This is a genomic window from Planotetraspora kaengkrachanensis (genome assembly GCF_016862895.1).
GTDB lineage: Bacteria > Actinomycetota > Actinomycetes > Streptosporangiales > Streptosporangiaceae > Planotetraspora > Planotetraspora kaengkrachanensis.
Genome location: NZ_BONV01000017.1, coordinates 128398 through 143335 on the forward strand (window position 1 = coordinate 128398; position 14938 = coordinate 143335).

Here is a 14938-nt window from a genome sequence, read left to right on the forward strand (position 1 = left end):
CATGTGCACCTTACTCTCTCACCGATCGTGGACGACCACGACCGCATATCAAACGATCTTCGAGGTCGTCCACGCCGGGGAGATCGGCTACAGCTGGTCGGGGATCTCCGAGAACCGGCGCTCTCCCAGCGTCTGCGGCCCGGCGAACGCGTCGCCCACGCTGGCCGCCAGCTTGAGGTACGCCTCCCGGGTCGCCTCCTGGAGGCGCTCGAGATCGATCTCGGCGCCCTCCTCCAGGTGCGGGTCGTAGGGCACCCGGATGACGGCCCGGCATCGAGCGGAGAAGTGCGCCTCCAGCCTGTCCAGGTCCACGGTCGACTTCGACCGCGGCCGGACACTGCACAGCACCACGGTCGCCGCTCGCACGAGGTCCCCGTAGTTGTGCGCCTCCAGCCAGTCCAGCGTCGCGGACGCCGCGCGGGCGCCGTCGACGGACGGCGAGCTGATCAGCACGATCTGGTCGGCCAGCCCGAGGACGCCGGACATCGCCGAGTGCAGCAGCCCGGTCCCGCAGTCGGTGATGCAGATCGAGTAGAAGTTCTCCAGCACCTGCGAGACGGCCGCGTAGTCCTTGGCGCTGAACGCCTCGGACACCGAAGGATCCCGGTCCGAGGCGAGGATCTCCAGCCGCGACGGAGCCTGCGACGTGAATGCCCTTATATCCACGTACCGCTTGATCTGTCCGCGCTCGTTCAGCAGGTCGCGTACGGTCGCCGACGTCTCCAGCTCGACCTTGTCGGACAGGGTTCCGCGGTCGGGGTTCGCGTCGACGGCGATCACGCGGTCGCCGCGGACCTGGGCCAGCGTCGCTCCGAGGCCCACCGTCGTGGTCGTCTTGCCGACTCCGCCCTTGAGGCTGAGCACGGCGACCCGGTGGTGGCCCGTCGCGACGGGCGTGCGCGCGCGGTTGATCAGCTCACGGCGGCGTCGCACCTCTGAGGGCTCGCCCGGTTTGATCCACCCGGCCGACGCCTTGTAGACGAGCCTGCGCCAGCCGCCCTTCGGAGCATTCCTGCGGCCCTTGAGGAGGCTGTCGGGGTCGAGGCTGTCCGCCGACGGCTTGGTGCCCGAAGCGGGCCGCGACGGAGCGCTGAACGCCGCCGGCGGCGGGGCCTGCCGACGCCGCGGCTCATACTGCCCTCGATCGTCGAGGTCGCCGTCCCGCCCGAACGACCGGCGCTCGTCGACGGCCAGGTCGTCGCGGAGAGAGCCGGAGAACGGGTCCTCCTTCATCGGAGGCTTGGGCTCCACCTCGGGGCTCGCGACGCGGAACGTCGCATCCTGGCCCGTGAAGCCGTCCGGCCGGTCCGATGGGAACATCCGGTCCGCCCGGAAGGGATGCTCCCCGGAGACCGAGGCGGAACGGTCCGGCGCGAACGGGTCCGCCGGCGCGGCCTCCGACGGGAGACGCTGCGCGGCGTCCCCGGCGAAACGATCTCCGGAGAACGCGGAGAAGCGATCATCGGAGACCTGCTCGCCCGGGAAACGCTCACCGGAGAAGCGCTCGCCGCGATCTCCGGAGAACTGTTCGGGGCGCGCCTGATCCCCCTTGAAGGACTCGGCGCGCAGGGCCTCTCCGGGGAAGGACTCGAAATGGTCCGTGGCCGACGACCGGTCCGAAGGCAGCCGCTCGGGCATGCTCGGCCACTCGGGAGGCGCGGCCTTGTCCACCGGGCCGCGTCCGTCCGCCGCTCCGGACGAGGAGACCTGGTCGACCGGTACGGCAGGCTCCAGCCAACCCCGCAGCGGCTCATCGGTCGAGGCGGCAGAACCAGACGAACCAGAGGGGCCCGCGGAGCCGGAAGGGGACTCCGTCGACGTGCGCCCCGGCTTGCGGGTCTCGGCTTCGGCGAAGGCTCCCAGGCTGAAGGAGTCGGTGTCCGCGGGAGAGTCGTTGAAGGCGCCCTTGCCGAAAGCGCCCCCGAGGGCGCCGCCGAACCCGCCGCCGAAGCCCGATCCCGAGGCGGGCTCCTCCTCGCGTCCTGCCGCCTTGGCCGCGTCGCCGTCCTCACGGGTCGCGGAGCGCTCTGCCTCTTCCAGCGCCGACGACCTGGTGGCCGACCCCAGCGTGGACGTACGGAAGGCGGTGCCGAACGGGTCGGCGGCCTCGGCCGGCCGTTCCGCCGACTCCGCGCGATCGCCCCAAGCCTGATCGTCCTGAGCCCGGTCGCCCTGAACCCGGTCCGTCCGTAGGGCCGACTCCGATGGGGACACGGACGCGGACGCGATGCCGGCGGACCCGAGCGCCGACTCGGCGGAATCCGCGCTCCCGGTGTCCTCAACGGGCGGTGCGGCCACCCCGGCGTCGTCGGCCACGGCCACCGACGCGGAGCCGTACATCGAGTCGACCGCGTTGCGGAACAGCGCTCCTGACGCCGGCTCCGACGGGACGAGGCTCCACGGGTCCGGGGGGTACGGCGAAGGGGTCTCGTGGCCTGCGGGCTGCGCCGGAGGCGTCGCGGTGGAAGACGCGCCAGGAGACGCGGCGGACGCGAGGGTAGCGGAGGTGACCGCGCTCACCGCGATGTCCACCTCGTCGGGCATTTCCTTGATCGCGTCCAGCCATGCGAGCTGGTCCTCGAGAGAATGAGGATCCTCTCGATCATGTCTCGCCACCGTGTACCCCCTCGGGATGGGCTAAATGGGCAGCAAACACATTGGAGATTAGCGTCCCGTATTACGCGGAATGCGGGCAACCGTAGAGTTCGACCGCCACGCTACTTTAGGTGACATGCGTGCGATCGTGATTTCCGAGCCCGGCGGACCCGACGTCCTGGACTGGCAAGAAGTGCCCGATCCGAGTCCCGCCGCAGGTCAGGTCGTCATCGACGTGACGGCGTCCGCGGTCAACCGGGCCGACGTCCTCCAACGGCAGGGCAAGTATCCACCACCCAGGGGCGCCTCCGACATCCTCGGCCTCGAATGCTCGGGAGTGATCGCGGAGATCGGCGCCGGGGTCGAGGGCTTCTCCGTCGGCGACCGGGTCTGCGCGCTGCTCGCCGGCGGCGGATACGCCGAGCGCGTCGCCGTCCCGTGGCAGCAGGTCATGCCGATCCCGGACGGGCTCGCGCTCGACGTGGCCGCGTCCCTTCCCGAGGTCGCCTGCACGGTCTGGTCGAACGTCTTCATGACCGCGAGGCTCCGCAAGGGCGAGACCCTTCTCGTCCACGGCGGCTCCAGCGGGATCGGCACCCTGGCCATCCAGCTCGCCAAGGCGTTCGGCTCGCAGGTGCTCGTCACCGCGGGTTCCGACGAGAAGGTACGGCGCTGCCTCGAACTGGGCGCGGACGAGGGCGTGAACTACCGGGAGGAGGACTTCGCCGAGAAGTTCAGGAACCGGGCCGACGTCATCTTGGACATCATCGGCGCCAAGTACCTCCGGCAGAACCTGGACGCCCTGGCGATCGGCGGGCGCCTGGTCCTCATCGGCATGCAGGGCGGAACGACCGGCGAGATCGATCTCGGCAAGGTGATGGCCAAGCGGGCCTCGCTGTCCGCCGCCGGACTGCGCGTGCGCCCGGTCGACGAGAAGGGCGTGATCTGCCGCGGCGTGGTGGAGAACGTCTGGCCGCTGATCAGCGCCGGAGCGATCCGCCCCATGGTCCACGCCGAGATCCCCATGTCCGGCGCCGCGGAGGCTCACCGCATGCTCGAGGCGAGCGAACACATCGGAAAGATCCTGTTGGTCCGGTGAGCTAGGTTGGATCGCGAGAGCACGACTAAGCGAGCCTGGGTGCTCAGCGGAACGGGCCGCCGGACGGCCGGCACGGGGCGGAGCGGGCCAGGAAGCGAATCAGGAGTGGTAATCGACCGATGAACGCAGACGAGAGCACCCCGCACATCGTGGTCGTGGGGCCCGAGGGCCTCTCGGTGTCCGGCGACGGCGGCACGGAGGGCGAGCAGGAGGAGCGTTCCGTCGCCGAGCTCGTCGAGCAGCCGGCGAAGGTCATGCGGATCGGCAGCATGATCCGTCAGCTTCTCGAAGAGGTGCGCGCGGCCCCCCTTGACGACGCCAGCCGCAAGCGGCTCAAGGACATCCACCAGAGCTCCATCAAGGAGCTGGAGGACGGGCTCGCCCCCGAGCTCGTCGACGAGCTGGAACGGCTTTCGCTTCCCCTCACCGACGACAACGGCGCCCCTCCGAGCGACGCGGAGCTCCGGGTCGCACACGCCCAGCTCGTCGGCTGGCTCGAGGGTCTCTTCCATGGCATTCAGACCACCCTGTTCGCCCAGCAGATGGCCGCACGGGCGCAGCTGGAGCAGATGCGCCGGGCGCTTCCCGGCGGAATGAGCCAGCAGGGCCACGACGAGGCGGCCCGCCACGGCGGCGGCCCCTACCTGTAAGGCCCGCATACGTAAGCCCCCACCCGCGAGGCTGGTAAGCGGTCCCCGCCCCCTCAGAACAGATCTTCGAGAATCCTGGCGACTCCGTCGTCGTTGTTGGCCGCCGTCACATGATCGACGGCGGCCAACACGTCTTTGTGGGCGTTCGCGACGGCGTACGACGTGCCCGCCCAGGCCAGCATCGGCAGGTCGTTGGGCATGTCCCCGAAGGCGACCGCGTCGGCGGGCTTGATCCCCAGATTCGCGGCGAGCGCGGCCAGCGCCGAGGCCTTGGTCACTCCGTACGCGCTCATCTCGATCAGGCCGCGCCCGCTCGAATGCGTGGGCGTCACGAGATCTCCCACGATGTCCAGCGCCTTCCGGTGCAGGTCGTCCGGATGCATCGACGGATGCAGGGCGAGCAGCTTGGCGCACGGCCGGGAGGTCAGCGTCGACCTCGCCACCCGCTCCCCGTTCAGCCTCTGGGCGTCCCAGCCGCTCACGGGGAAGTCCGACTCGTGGGCGAAGCCCTGTTCGTACTCCACGGAGAACGTCAGGCCGTCGATGCGGTCCCGCAGCCGCCGGACGGACTCCTCCAGGATGTCGGGGGCGATCAGGTGGGCGTCCACGACCTCCTCGGTGTGCAGGTCGTACACGAGGGCCCCGTTGGCGCAGATCGCCAGCCCTCGGTGCCGTACGGCTCCCGCGACGGCGTGCATCCAGCGAGGCGGGCGGCCGGTGACGAAGACCAGCGTGCCGCCGGCCTCCTCGACCCGGGCGAAGGCGGCGGCCGTCCGGACGGAGACGCTGCCGTCGGAACGCAACGCGGTGCCGTCGAGATCTGTGGCGACGAGACGAGGGCTGGTCATGACGCGTTCCAGTTTGCACTCTGTTATGCGTTGGCACACCTTCGAGGGGTGCCTGGAAGAAGAAATCTCACCCAGAGATGGAACACCAACGCGCGCCATAGTGTTAGATGTGATGGCGTTGTATTAGCTGTTCCCGTAGCGAAAACCAGCTTGACTGTTATGAGCCACCCGGGGAGCTGTGCGACACACCGGGGCCCACGAGGTGTGGTGCCCCAAGATTCACTTCCTTAGGGAGAGCATTAATGGCTCAGGGAACCGTCAAGTGGTTCAACGCTGAGAAGGGCTTCGGCTTCATCGCACCGGACGGCGGTGAGCCCGACGTGTTCGTGCACTTCTCGGCGATCTCCGGCTCCGGCTACCGCAACCTGGAGGACGGCCAGCGCGTGGAGTTCGAGGTCACCTCGGGCCCCAAGGGTCCGCAGGCCTCCAACGTGCGGGCGCTCTGATCCACTGACTCACTGAAGGCGGGGTTCGCATTGCGAACTCCGCCTTTGGTGTGTTTTGGGCTATTTGTCCGGCGTGAACGCTCTCGACCCAAGGTGAATAGGTACACCGAGTAAACATTTGTCCGGACCGCTCCATCCGGACAGAACACCCGGCTTTCCTCGCTCAGCGCGCAATCAGTGATTACGCGCTGAGCGGACAGGAAAATCAGCGGGCCCGGCCCTTGACCGGCTCGAGGACGTCGAGACCGACATATGGCCGCAGAGCCTTCGGAACGACGACCGAACCATCCGCCTGCTGGTGGTTCTCCAGAATGGCGACGATCCATCGGGTGGTGGCGAGGGTGCCGTTCAGCGTGGCGACGTGCTGGGGCTTGCCGTCCGCGTCCCGGTAGCGGACCCGCAGCCTGCGGGTCTGGAACTCGGTGCAGTTGGACGTCGAGGTGAGCTCACGGAAGCGGCCCTGAGTGGGCAGCCAGCCCTCGCAGTCGAACTTCCTGGCCGCGGACATGCCCAGATCGCCCGCCGCCACGTCGATCACGCGAAAGGGGAGCTCGACCTTCTCGAGCATCTCCTTCTCCCAGGCGAGCAGCCTCAGGTGCTCCTCGTGGGCGTCCTCCGGCCGGCAGTACGAGAACATCTCCACCTTGTCGAACTGGTGGACGCGGATGATCCCCCGCGTGTCCTTGCCGTACGAGCCGGCCTCCCGGCGGAAACAGGACGACCAGCCGGCGTAGCGCAGCGGCAGTTCACGAGCGTCGAGGATCTCGTCGGAGTGGTACGCCGCGAGCGGCACCTCCGACGTGCCCACGAGGTAGAGATCGTCCTCGGGCAGGCGGTAGATCTCCTTGTCGTGGGCCACGTGGAAGCCGGTGCCCTGCATCGACTCCGGCTTCACCAGGACAGGTGTGATCATCGGGACGAAGCCGGCCTCTATGGCCTGCTGCATCGCCATGTTCAGCAGGCCCAGCTGCAGCCGCGCGCCGACGCCCTTCAGGAAGAAGAACCGCGCGCCGGAGACCTTCGCGCCGCGCTCGACGTCGATCGCGTCGAGCCGCTCCCCGAGCTCCAGGTGGTCGCGGGGCTCGAAGTCGAAGTTCGGCTTCTCCCCGACCTCCTCGATCACGACGTAGTCGTCCTCGCCTCCGGGCGGCGCCTCCTCCTCGACGAGGTTGGGCACGCTCAGCGCGATGCGGTCGAGCTCCTCGCCGAGGGCGTCCGCCTGCGCCTCGGCGGCCTTCACCTGCGCGGCGAGGTCCTTCGCGCGGTCGAGCAGCGCCGTCCGCTCCTCACCCGAGGCCCGCGACACCGACTTGCCGATGCTCTTCTGCTCGGCGCGCAGCGATTCGAAGCCACTGAGAGCGCTGCGACGGCGCTCGTCGAGGGAGAGCAGCGTGGCGACGATCGTGTCGTCCTCGCCCCGGGCGCGCTGCGACGCCCGGAACCGATCAGGTTCCTCACGAAGGGTACGCAGGTCAATCACAGATCACAGGCTACCGGAGCCGGTACGGCCCCCGCCCGTCACCGGCGTACGGCGTACGGCGCACAGCGGACGGAACGGTCAGACCCGGCCTTCCCTGATGCGGCTCAGCCAGCCGGCCGCCTCGGAGAAGTCGCCGTCCGACGTGCCCGGCTTGATCTGCGTGGCGACCTGGTCGGCCCGCGGATAGCTGCCGAGGAAGCGCACGTCGTCGGAGAGCCTGTGCAGGCCCGAGATCGCCTCGCCGACCCTGGCGTCGGCGATGTGGCCCTCACAGTCGAAGTGGAAGAAGTACCGCCCGATGCCGTCGCCGGTCGGCCTGGACTCGATCCGGGTCAGGTTGACCCCGCGGACGGCGAACTCGCTCAGCATCTCCAGCAGCGCGCCGGGATGGTCGTTCCTGAGATAGGCGACCAGCGAGGTGCGGTCGGCGCCGGTCGGCTCGGGCAACTCGCCGGGCGGGCTCACCTTGACGAACCGGGTGACCGTGTCGGACCGGTCGCCGATCCCCGCGGCGACCTGGACCAGCCCGTAGTACTCACCCGCTATGGCCGGGCTGATCGCCGCGTCGTACGGCGAGCCCGGGGCGGCCACCTCCTGCGCGGCGGCGGCGGTGGAGGACGCCGCGACCACGACGGCGCCGGGCAGTTCGCGCTCGACGAAGCCGCGGCACTGGGTGTGCGCAGCCGGGTGGGTGATGACCCGCTTGATGTGCCGCATCTCGGTGCCGGGACGCGCGAGCAGGTAGAACTCGACCGGCAGCAGCAGTTCGCCCGTGATGAGGAGCGGCCGTCCCCAGGCGAGCTCGTCGAGGGTCTGGGTGATCGCTCCCTCGACCGAGTTCTCGAGCGGCACGACGGCCCCGCCGGCCTCGCCCCGGCGAGCGGCGTCGAGAGCTGCTCCCACGTTGGGGCAGGGCACGCCCTCGGCGTCGGGCGCCAAGATCCTCAGGGCGGCCTCGCAGAACGTGCCCTGGGGTCCTAGGTAGGCGAGTTTCGACATACGACCAGGTTAGCGGCACTGTGGAGTCCGAAGTCGCAGCATCGCCAACCCGCGCGAACGTCGCCCCGTCACCCTCCACCTGCGCCCGGGCGTGCGCGGGTGCCCTCGATCAGCGGGCGGTGACACTCCACGGGCGGCGCGCCCGCGGGGGCTCGACCTCGGGGCCGAGACCGAGGCGGGCGGCCCTGACGGCCTGCTCCTCCTCGGGCGACAGCGGCTGGCCGCCCCTGCCGCCGTACACGGACCTGACGTAGGTGCGCGTCTCCGAGCGGCCGTTGATCGAGGTGAGCACGACGCCGTCACCGAAACCGTTGATCAGCGCAACGGAGAACGAGAGCCGCCCGGTCATCTCCTCAAGGGCGTCGTACCGGTACACCGCGACGTCGCGGATGGCCTTGCTGTCGACGGCGCCCTCGACGGCGCTGCGCCGGGCGAGGGCGTCGAGACACTCCTCGACGGAGGCTCGCGCGTTCCTGAGCGCGAGCAGGCCGATCGCCACACCGGTCGCTCCCGCGAGGGCGCCGACCATCACAACTACGGTAACCAGCACGCCACCGAGCGTAACCACTCGGTCAAGGCACCGCACGGGGAACCGGAGACCCGGCTGCCCGATCGGCGTCGCGCCGCCGGGGCAGCCAGGAGGCGAGCAGCCAGACCAGGCCGATCGCGCCGAGGCCGAAGGCGTCCTGCACGATCTTGCCGACGACCGGGCTGAGGACGGGGATCTCCAGGGCTTTGATCGACACCCCCCACCAGGGGATGGGCAGCACGTAGTAGAGCCACGCCCCCGCGGCGACCAGAAGGCGTCTGGCATCCGTCCCCGAGCCCGCCAGCGCCGCGATCACGATGACGACCCAGGCGAGGTGGTGGATCCACGCGACCGGCGAGAGCAGCACGGCCATCAGGCCCGTCAACGCGACTCCCGTCATCGGGTCGCCGTCGCGGAAGGCCCTGCGGGCGTGGCGGAAGCCGTACCAGCCGATCGCCGCGGCGGCGGCGAGCCAGATCACGGCGGTCAGCCAGCCGGGCAGGTAGAGCCTGAGCAACATGCCGCGCAGCGACTGGTTGGTCGTCGCGGCGTTCGCCCCGAGCCGCTCCGAGTCGAGCAGGGCAGAGAACCAGAAGTCCTTCGCGTCGTTGAAGATCACCAGGAACGGCAGGAGCGTGAGCAGAGCGGCCGTGAACACCGCCATGTACAGGGCGCGACGCTGTCCGGGGTCCCCGCCGCGCCGCGGGAAGCCCGTGACGGCCAGGTAGATCAGGAACACGCCGGGCGTGAGCTTCACGGCCGTCGCGAGGCCGATCAGCATCCCGCGGGGCCACCACGGCTTGCGCACCACGCAGTCGAGGAGGCACAGCGCCACAAGGAAGAGATCGACCTGGCCGAACCTGACCTGATCCCTGATCGGCATCAGATACATGGACGCGGCGGCCAGCAGGCCGAACAGCACGGGCAGGGCCAGGCGGCCGCTGAAGCGCTCGAGCAGGGGCCGGAAGGAGTACCCCACCGTGACCGCGAGGGCCACCACGATGCCGACCGTCCACACCAACTGCGCCGCGGGCCACGACATCTCGCCCAGCGGGACCGCCAGCATCGCCGAGAACGGCGGATAGGTGAACGGCAGCAGTTGGGGCGCCGGAGTGATCACGTCGTAGACGGGCAGGCCGAGCAGGAGCGCCGATCCGCCGGTCCGGTAGACGTCCAGGTCGACCAGTCGCTGGTCGTCGGGATTGGTCAGCCAGTAGGCGATCAGCGGGGTCGCCGCGACCGCGATGATCAGCAGCGAGATCAGGTACCCGGGCCACGCCCGCACCGACCTCGCCGCGGCGGTCATCCGGCCAGTCGTCATGATGAGGGAGGCTACCGTGGACTCTGTTCTGTTCCAGTCGCCTTCCTGTCGTCACGGCATGGGGAGCGCCGCGGTGTCCCGCGTCGTTTCTCCGCCTGACCACCGTTCTTCCCGTTCGCCCGTCCAGCCAGAGCCGAGGAGCCCGCGAACCGTGCACGGCGCTCAGCGATCCACAGCGGTCCGTCATCTCATCCTCATCGCGGCCGCGCTCCTCGCGCTGCTGGCCGTGTCGGGAACAGGCGTGGCCTCCGCGTCGTCCGGCCCCCTCCCCGGCTCCGCGTTCTCGGCCTCGTCCGCCGGCGCTCTGGCCGCCTCCGCGCCCTCCGCCCTGCCCGGCTCCGGACTCGCCGCCTCGTCCGCCGGTTCACCCGCGGGTCGCGTGGTCCTGATCGGCGTCCCCGGGCTGCGGTGGGACGACCTCGACCCGGCGCGCACGCCCAATCTGTGGGCCCTGGCAGGAAAGGGTGGCGTGGCGTCGCTCTCGACGAGGACGGTCCCGCCTGAGGGCCTGCCGGTGACCTGCCCGGCCGGCGGCTGGCTGACCGTGTCCGCGGGCCAGCGGGCGGGCACAGGCGGCGACTCGTGCACCGCTGCGCCCGCCCCCGCCGTGGCGCCGGACGGCTCGGCGGCCGTGCCCGGCTGGGCCGCTCTGGTCGCGTTGCAACGGGCGGGCTCCTACAAGGCCGACATCGGCCTGCTCGGTCAGACGATCGTCGACGCGGGCGGCCGCGTCGCCGCGATCGGGCCGGGAGCGGCTCTGGCGGCTGCCGACAAGTCCGGCAAGATCCAGAAATATGCCGCTACTCCGGACGAGCTGCCGGACCTGACGCCGTACACCGTCGTGTTCGCGGAGGCGGGAGAGATCGCCCAGGTCTGGAACCAGGAGGGGACGGCCCGGCAGAGCGCGGCGGCCGCCGCCGACCGGACGGTCGGCTCGATCCTGGCTCGTGTGCCGGCCGGCGCCACGGTGCTCGTCGCGGGCCTGTCCGACTCCGGTGCCACCGCCCATCTGCACGTGGCCATGGCCACCGGCCCCGCCGGGTCCGCGGGCTCGGATCCGGCGGCCGGGCCGTACGGGCCGGGGTGGCTGACCGCGTCCTCCACCCGACAGGACGCGCTGGTCACCCTCACCGACCTGACCGCGACCGTCACCCACGTCCTCGGGATCCCCAGCCCCGAGGGCGTCGTGGGCCGCCCGTGGCAGCCGGACGGCCCGTCCGACGGGACGGCGAAGGAATCCGTCGCCCGCCTCGCGGACGCCGATCTCGCCAGCCAGGTGCTCAAGCAGGTGCGAGAGCCGTTCTTCCTGGTCCTCGTCGTCGCGCAACTGCTCTTCTACGCACTCGCCGCCGTCGTGATGCGGCGGTACCGGCGGATGTTCGTGCCCGCGCAGATCGTCGCGGTGGTCAGCGCCGCCGTCCCGGTGTCGACCTTCCTGGCGCAACTCGTGCCGTGGTGGAGCCTGGCCCACCCGATGGCCGCGTTGTGCGGCACGATCCTGGTCATGGCCGGGGCGATCGCCGGGGTGGCGTTCGCCGGGCCGTGGCGCGGGCACGTGCTCGGGCCGCTCACCGTGGTCGCAGGAGTGAGCTCGCTCGCCCTGCTGATCGACGTGATGACCGGGTCGAGGCTCCAGGTGAACGCGGTGACGGGATACGAGCCGGTCACCGGCGGCCGGTTCTACGGGTTCGGGAACATGGCCTTCGCCATCTACTCGACCGGCACGATCCTGCTGCTCGCCGGAATCAGCCAGGCCCTTCGCCGCTGGAAGCGCTGGGCGCTGGTCCTGTGCCTGGCCTACGGACTACTGGCGATCTTCGCGGACGGCTGGCCGGGCTGGGGGGCCGACTTCGGCGGCGTGCCGTCGTTCATCCTCGGGTTCGCCGTGTTCCTGTTGCTGATCACCGGTCGTCGTGTGTCCGTCATCAGGCTAGCGGTGATCGGCGCGGGCGGAGTCGTGGCCGTGGGGCTGATCGCCGTCGCCGACTGGATGCGGCCTGCCGACCAGAGGACCCACCTCGGCACGTTCGTCCAGCAGGTCGTCGACGGCGAAGGCGGATCGGTCGTCGGCCGCAAGCTCGGGGCGATGCTGCACACCCTGGGGAACCTGCCCCTGACCCTGCTCTCGCTGGTGGCCCTGGCCTTCTTGTTCCTCGTGCTCTCCCGGCCGTCCACGTGGGGGGCGCCCGCGCTCAGTCAGGCGTACGGCCACGCGCCCGCGCTGCGCGCCGGTCTCCTCGGCACGCTCACCGCGGCCCTGGCCGGATTCCTCCTGAACGACTCCGGCGTCGCCATCCCGGCGATGGCCCTGACCGTGGCCGTCCCACTCACGCTGGCCGCGTCCGTCCGCGCGCTCCAGCTCTCCACGCCCACCACGCCAGACCGATCGTCAGCGCCAGCAGACACCATGGCACGACCTGCGAACGGACCACGGTGACCAGCCAGCCCAGGCCGTCCGGCTGATCCATCTGGCGCGCCGGCAGATAGCCGAGGGACAACACGGCCAGCCGTACGACGAGGAAGCCGTCGAGGGCCGGGCAGACCACCATCGCGAGCAGGGCGAAGGCCAGCCCGTCGTACCACGGCAGCACGTAGGGCGTGGCGAACAGCCAGGCCACGCCTAAGGCGAGGGCCACCCGCGGGGCGTCGAGCTCGCCGTCCCGCCGGAAGGCCCTGATCAACAGGAAGGCCAGCGCCGCGAGCAGCGCGTAGGACGCGAGCTGGATCCACACACGATAGGCACCCGGACCGATGAGTGACTGGGCCGCGTGCTGGACGAGCTTCCAGGGAGTCGCGAGCGACAACGACTGGCTGGCGTTGCGGACCTGGTCGAGCGAGTCGGGGCCCGCGAGCAGGTAGGCCGCGAGCACGGTCAGCGTCGCCGACCCCGCGACCAGCGCCAGCTTCCGCGGCGACCTCCGCAGCTCCCACGCGGGACCTAAGGCGACCAGGCCGACGGTGACCTTCACGGCTATCCCGAGGCCGAGCAGGACGCCCCTGCCCCGGCCGACGACGAGGGCGGCGATCACGAAGGCGATCGCGAGGGTGTCGAGGTGCATGCCCGCCGCGAGGTGGTAGACGAGCAGCGGGTTGACCGTCCACAACAGGGCCGCGCGACGCCGCCGTACGGGATCATGCCGGGTGAACCGGTGCAGAAGCAGTGCGGTCGCGACGAAAGCGGCGGCGTTCGCGAGTTCCATGACGAACACCGTCAACCGGACCGAATCGCCGCCGATGAGGGAGGCGAGCGCCTGCACGGCCGTCGCGACCGGCCCGTAGACGCTGGGCGTGTTCCGCCATTCCTCGACCCCCCCGATGACGGGGTCGGCGGGCAGATCAGCTGGAACGGTGACATAGGGGTTGTGGCCGAGCGTGACCATGCGCCCGTACGCCGCGTAGTTGAGATGGTCGGCGGAACCCGACGGAGGCAGGAAGGCGAGGACGACGGCGACGAGGCAGCCCGTGAGCAGGAGCCACCGGGCGTCGGGCATCCGCTCCGCGTGCCGGAGGCCGACCGCCAGGGCGACCGCGCCCAGGACGACCGCGGCGGCCGCCATGGCGATGACGAGACGGCCGTCCGGCATGACGCCGAGTGAGAAGGGCGGCTGCCACGGACGTCCCGGCAGTGGGGGGACCATCGCGGACGGCCCGAGGAGACTGATGATGATCGTCAGCAGAATCGAAGCCGCCCCAGCCCCAGCCACACCGGCGAACCAGACCCCCCTGCGCGTGATCATGCACAGGTTCCGGGATGTGCCGCGCCACCAGCCACTTCCCTTGGCGTGATCATGCACAGATTCGGGGACGGCATGCCTGACCTGCCCTTTCGTCGACCGTGATCATGCGCACGTTCTTCTGCAACCTCGCCGACCTGGCCTGATGGCGTTTGTGATCTGGCAATCGACGATGCGCGACCAACGGAACCCCTCGGGGACGCCCCGCGCGATCACACACGACGTTTCCGCCGGCGAGGGCAAGACTAGGAGAACCACGCGCATGATCACGACAGCCGTCACGGCTGATGGACGCGGATGCGCACGAACCCGTGCATGATCACGATTGGCGTCGGGCCTGGTCAACACGCACATCGGCGAATCCGTGCATGATTACGGCCGGTGGAGGCGCAGGTCAGGCAGGCCATCGCCGAATCTGTGCATGATCACGCCGAGGGGGGCGGTTGAACCCCTGTGAATGATCACACTCAGGGGCGGGGGCGGAGGCCGCCCTTGCCTTGCTTGATGGCTTCCATGCCATGCTTGATCGCCGGTTCGCGGGCCGCGAGCGCCCGCCCGACGTCGCGCAACTGCTTCGCGCGGTGCATCTGGGCCCGCCAGTCGGTTCCCGTCGCGCGGTGGGCCATGTCGACCTCCACCTCGACCACCCGGAACCTCTTGGTGAGCAGGTCGATGGTCATTCCGGTCTCGACGCCGAACCCGTGGGCGAGCGGCTGAGCCGCCTCGAACGCCGCCCTGGTCAGGCACCGCTGGCCGTTCAGCGGCTGGGCGGGCTCCCATCCGGTCAGCCGCTTGATCCCGTCGCGGGCGAGCCGTACGACCATGCCGTGTCCCCCGAGCTTCACCCGGGTGGCGAACACCGCGATGGTCATGTCGGCCGTGCCTGCCCGCACCGGAGTGATCAGCGCGTGGGCCGCGGAGGCGGTCTCTCCCAGGTCCGCGTCGAGGAAGAGCAGGTTCCGCGGCACGTCCTCGTCGAGGAGCTGCACGGCCTCCGCCCCGCTCTCCATCGCGGCGGCCTTGCCCTTGTTCCTGCTGTGCCGTACGACCCGGGCGCCGGCCGCCCTGGCCACCCGGCCGGTCTCGTCGGCCGAACCGTCGTCGACGACGACCACGAGATCCACACCGGGCAGCTTCAGGGCGGCGGTCACGGTGGCGCCGATCCGGTCGGCCTCGTCCTTGGCCGGGATGACGACCGCGGTGTCCGGCGTCGGCACCACCAGTTCACTCATGTGCG

Annotated in this window: 12 protein-coding genes; 4 read left to right on the top strand and 8 right to left on the bottom strand. The window is 70.3% G+C overall.

The window, feature by feature from the left end:
* Window positions 1–87: 87 nt before the first annotated feature.
* The gene (locus Pka01_RS41620; RefSeq protein ID WP_373318174.1) at window positions 88–2616 is read right to left on the bottom strand and encodes a MinD/ParA family ATP-binding protein; all 2529 of its coding nucleotides are present in this window, start codon (window positions 2614–2616) and stop codon (window positions 88–90) included.
* Between the two features lie 115 nt (window positions 2617–2731).
* Here Pka01_RS41620 and Pka01_RS19955 point away from each other — a divergent pair, with 115 nt between their 5' ends.
* Both Pka01_RS19955 and Pka01_RS19960 read left to right on the top strand, forming a co-directional pair.
* Complete coding sequence (locus tag Pka01_RS19955) at window positions 2732–3694, top strand: NAD(P)H-quinone oxidoreductase (RefSeq protein WP_203884320.1); 963 nt, start codon at window positions 2732–2734, stop codon at window positions 3692–3694.
* 119 nt (window positions 3695–3813) lie between these two features.
* Window positions 3814–4344 carry a bacterial proteasome activator family protein gene (locus tag Pka01_RS19960; protein WP_203884321.1) on the top strand — a complete coding sequence of 177 codons (531 nt, stop codon included), beginning with the start codon at window positions 3814–3816 and terminating at the stop codon, window positions 4342–4344.
* Between the two features lie 53 nt (window positions 4345–4397).
* On the opposite strand, the gene Pka01_RS19965 is transcribed toward Pka01_RS19960, so the two are convergent.
* A complete protein-coding gene (locus Pka01_RS19965; protein ID WP_203884322.1) occupies window positions 4398–5192 on the bottom strand; it encodes an HAD family hydrolase in 795 nt (264 codons plus the stop codon).
* A gap of 242 nt (window positions 5193–5434) precedes the next feature.
* On the opposite strand from Pka01_RS19965, the gene Pka01_RS19970 reads away from it, so the two are divergent.
* Window positions 5435–5638, top strand: a complete 204-nt coding sequence (locus tag Pka01_RS19970; protein ID WP_061255882.1) for a cold-shock protein — start codon at window positions 5435–5437, stop codon at window positions 5636–5638.
* Window positions 5639–5843: 205 nt separating this feature from the next.
* Here Pka01_RS19970 and serS read toward each other — a convergent pair whose 3' ends face one another.
* The 4 genes from serS to Pka01_RS19990 form a co-directional block, all read right to left on the bottom strand.
* Window positions 5844–7118, bottom strand: coding sequence for a serine--tRNA ligase (serS, locus tag Pka01_RS19975; RefSeq protein ID WP_203884323.1), 1275 nt, complete (start codon window positions 7116–7118; stop codon window positions 5844–5846).
* Between the two features lie 78 nt (window positions 7119–7196).
* Entirely contained in the window at window positions 7197–8117 is a 921-nt protein-coding gene (gene pheA / locus Pka01_RS19980; protein WP_203884324.1) for a prephenate dehydratase, read from the bottom strand.
* A 109-nt stretch (window positions 8118–8226) separates the two neighbouring features.
* Window positions 8227–8667 (bottom strand): DUF4446 family protein, encoded by a 441-nt coding sequence (locus Pka01_RS19985; protein ID WP_203884325.1) that lies wholly within the window; start codon window positions 8665–8667, stop codon window positions 8227–8229.
* A 22-nt stretch (window positions 8668–8689) separates the two neighbouring features.
* Window positions 8690–9967: a glycosyltransferase 87 family protein gene (locus Pka01_RS19990; protein ID WP_203884326.1), complete on the bottom strand. Its 1278-nt coding sequence runs from the start codon at window positions 9965–9967 to the stop codon at window positions 8690–8692.
* A gap of 151 nt (window positions 9968–10118) precedes the next feature.
* On the opposite strand from Pka01_RS19990, the gene Pka01_RS19995 reads away from it, so the two are divergent.
* A complete protein-coding gene (locus Pka01_RS19995) occupies window positions 10119–12404 on the top strand; it encodes a hypothetical protein (RefSeq protein WP_203884327.1) in 2286 nt (761 codons plus the stop codon).
* Here Pka01_RS19995 and mptB read toward each other — a convergent pair.
* The gene (mptB, locus tag Pka01_RS20000; RefSeq protein WP_203884328.1) at window positions 12295–13704 is read right to left on the bottom strand and encodes a polyprenol phosphomannose-dependent alpha 1,6 mannosyltransferase MptB; all 1410 of its coding nucleotides are present in this window, start codon (window positions 13702–13704) and stop codon (window positions 12295–12297) included. The genes Pka01_RS19995 and mptB overlap by 110 nt on opposite strands.
* Before the next feature lie 464 nt (window positions 13705–14168).
* Window positions 14169–14933, bottom strand: coding sequence for a glycosyltransferase (locus tag Pka01_RS20005; protein WP_203884329.1), 765 nt, complete (start codon window positions 14931–14933; stop codon window positions 14169–14171).
* Window positions 14934–14938: the final 5 nt, after the last annotated feature.

Coding starts and splice junctions, on each gene's coding strand:
- Pka01_RS20005 (WP_203884329.1), bottom strand. CDS start 14,933: ATGAGTGAACTGGTGGTGCCGACGCCGGACACCGCGGTCGTCATCCCG.
- Pka01_RS19990 (WP_203884326.1), bottom strand. CDS start 9,967: ATGACGACTGGCCGGATGACCGCCGCGGCGAGGTCGGTGCGGGCGTGG.
- mptB (WP_203884328.1), bottom strand. CDS start 13,704: ATGATCACGCGCAGGGGGGTCTGGTTCGCCGGTGTGGCTGGGGCTGGG.
- Pka01_RS19970 (WP_061255882.1), top strand. CDS start 5,435: ATGGCTCAGGGAACCGTCAAGTGGTTCAACGCTGAGAAGGGCTTCGGC.
- pheA (WP_203884324.1), bottom strand. CDS start 8,117: ATGTCGAAACTCGCCTACCTAGGACCCCAGGGCACGTTCTGCGAGGCC.
- Pka01_RS19955 (WP_203884320.1), top strand. CDS start 2,732: ATGCGTGCGATCGTGATTTCCGAGCCCGGCGGACCCGACGTCCTGGAC.
- Pka01_RS19965 (WP_203884322.1), bottom strand. CDS start 5,192: ATGACCAGCCCTCGTCTCGTCGCCACAGATCTCGACGGCACCGCGTTG.
- Pka01_RS19960 (WP_203884321.1), top strand. CDS start 3,814: ATGAACGCAGACGAGAGCACCCCGCACATCGTGGTCGTGGGGCCCGAG.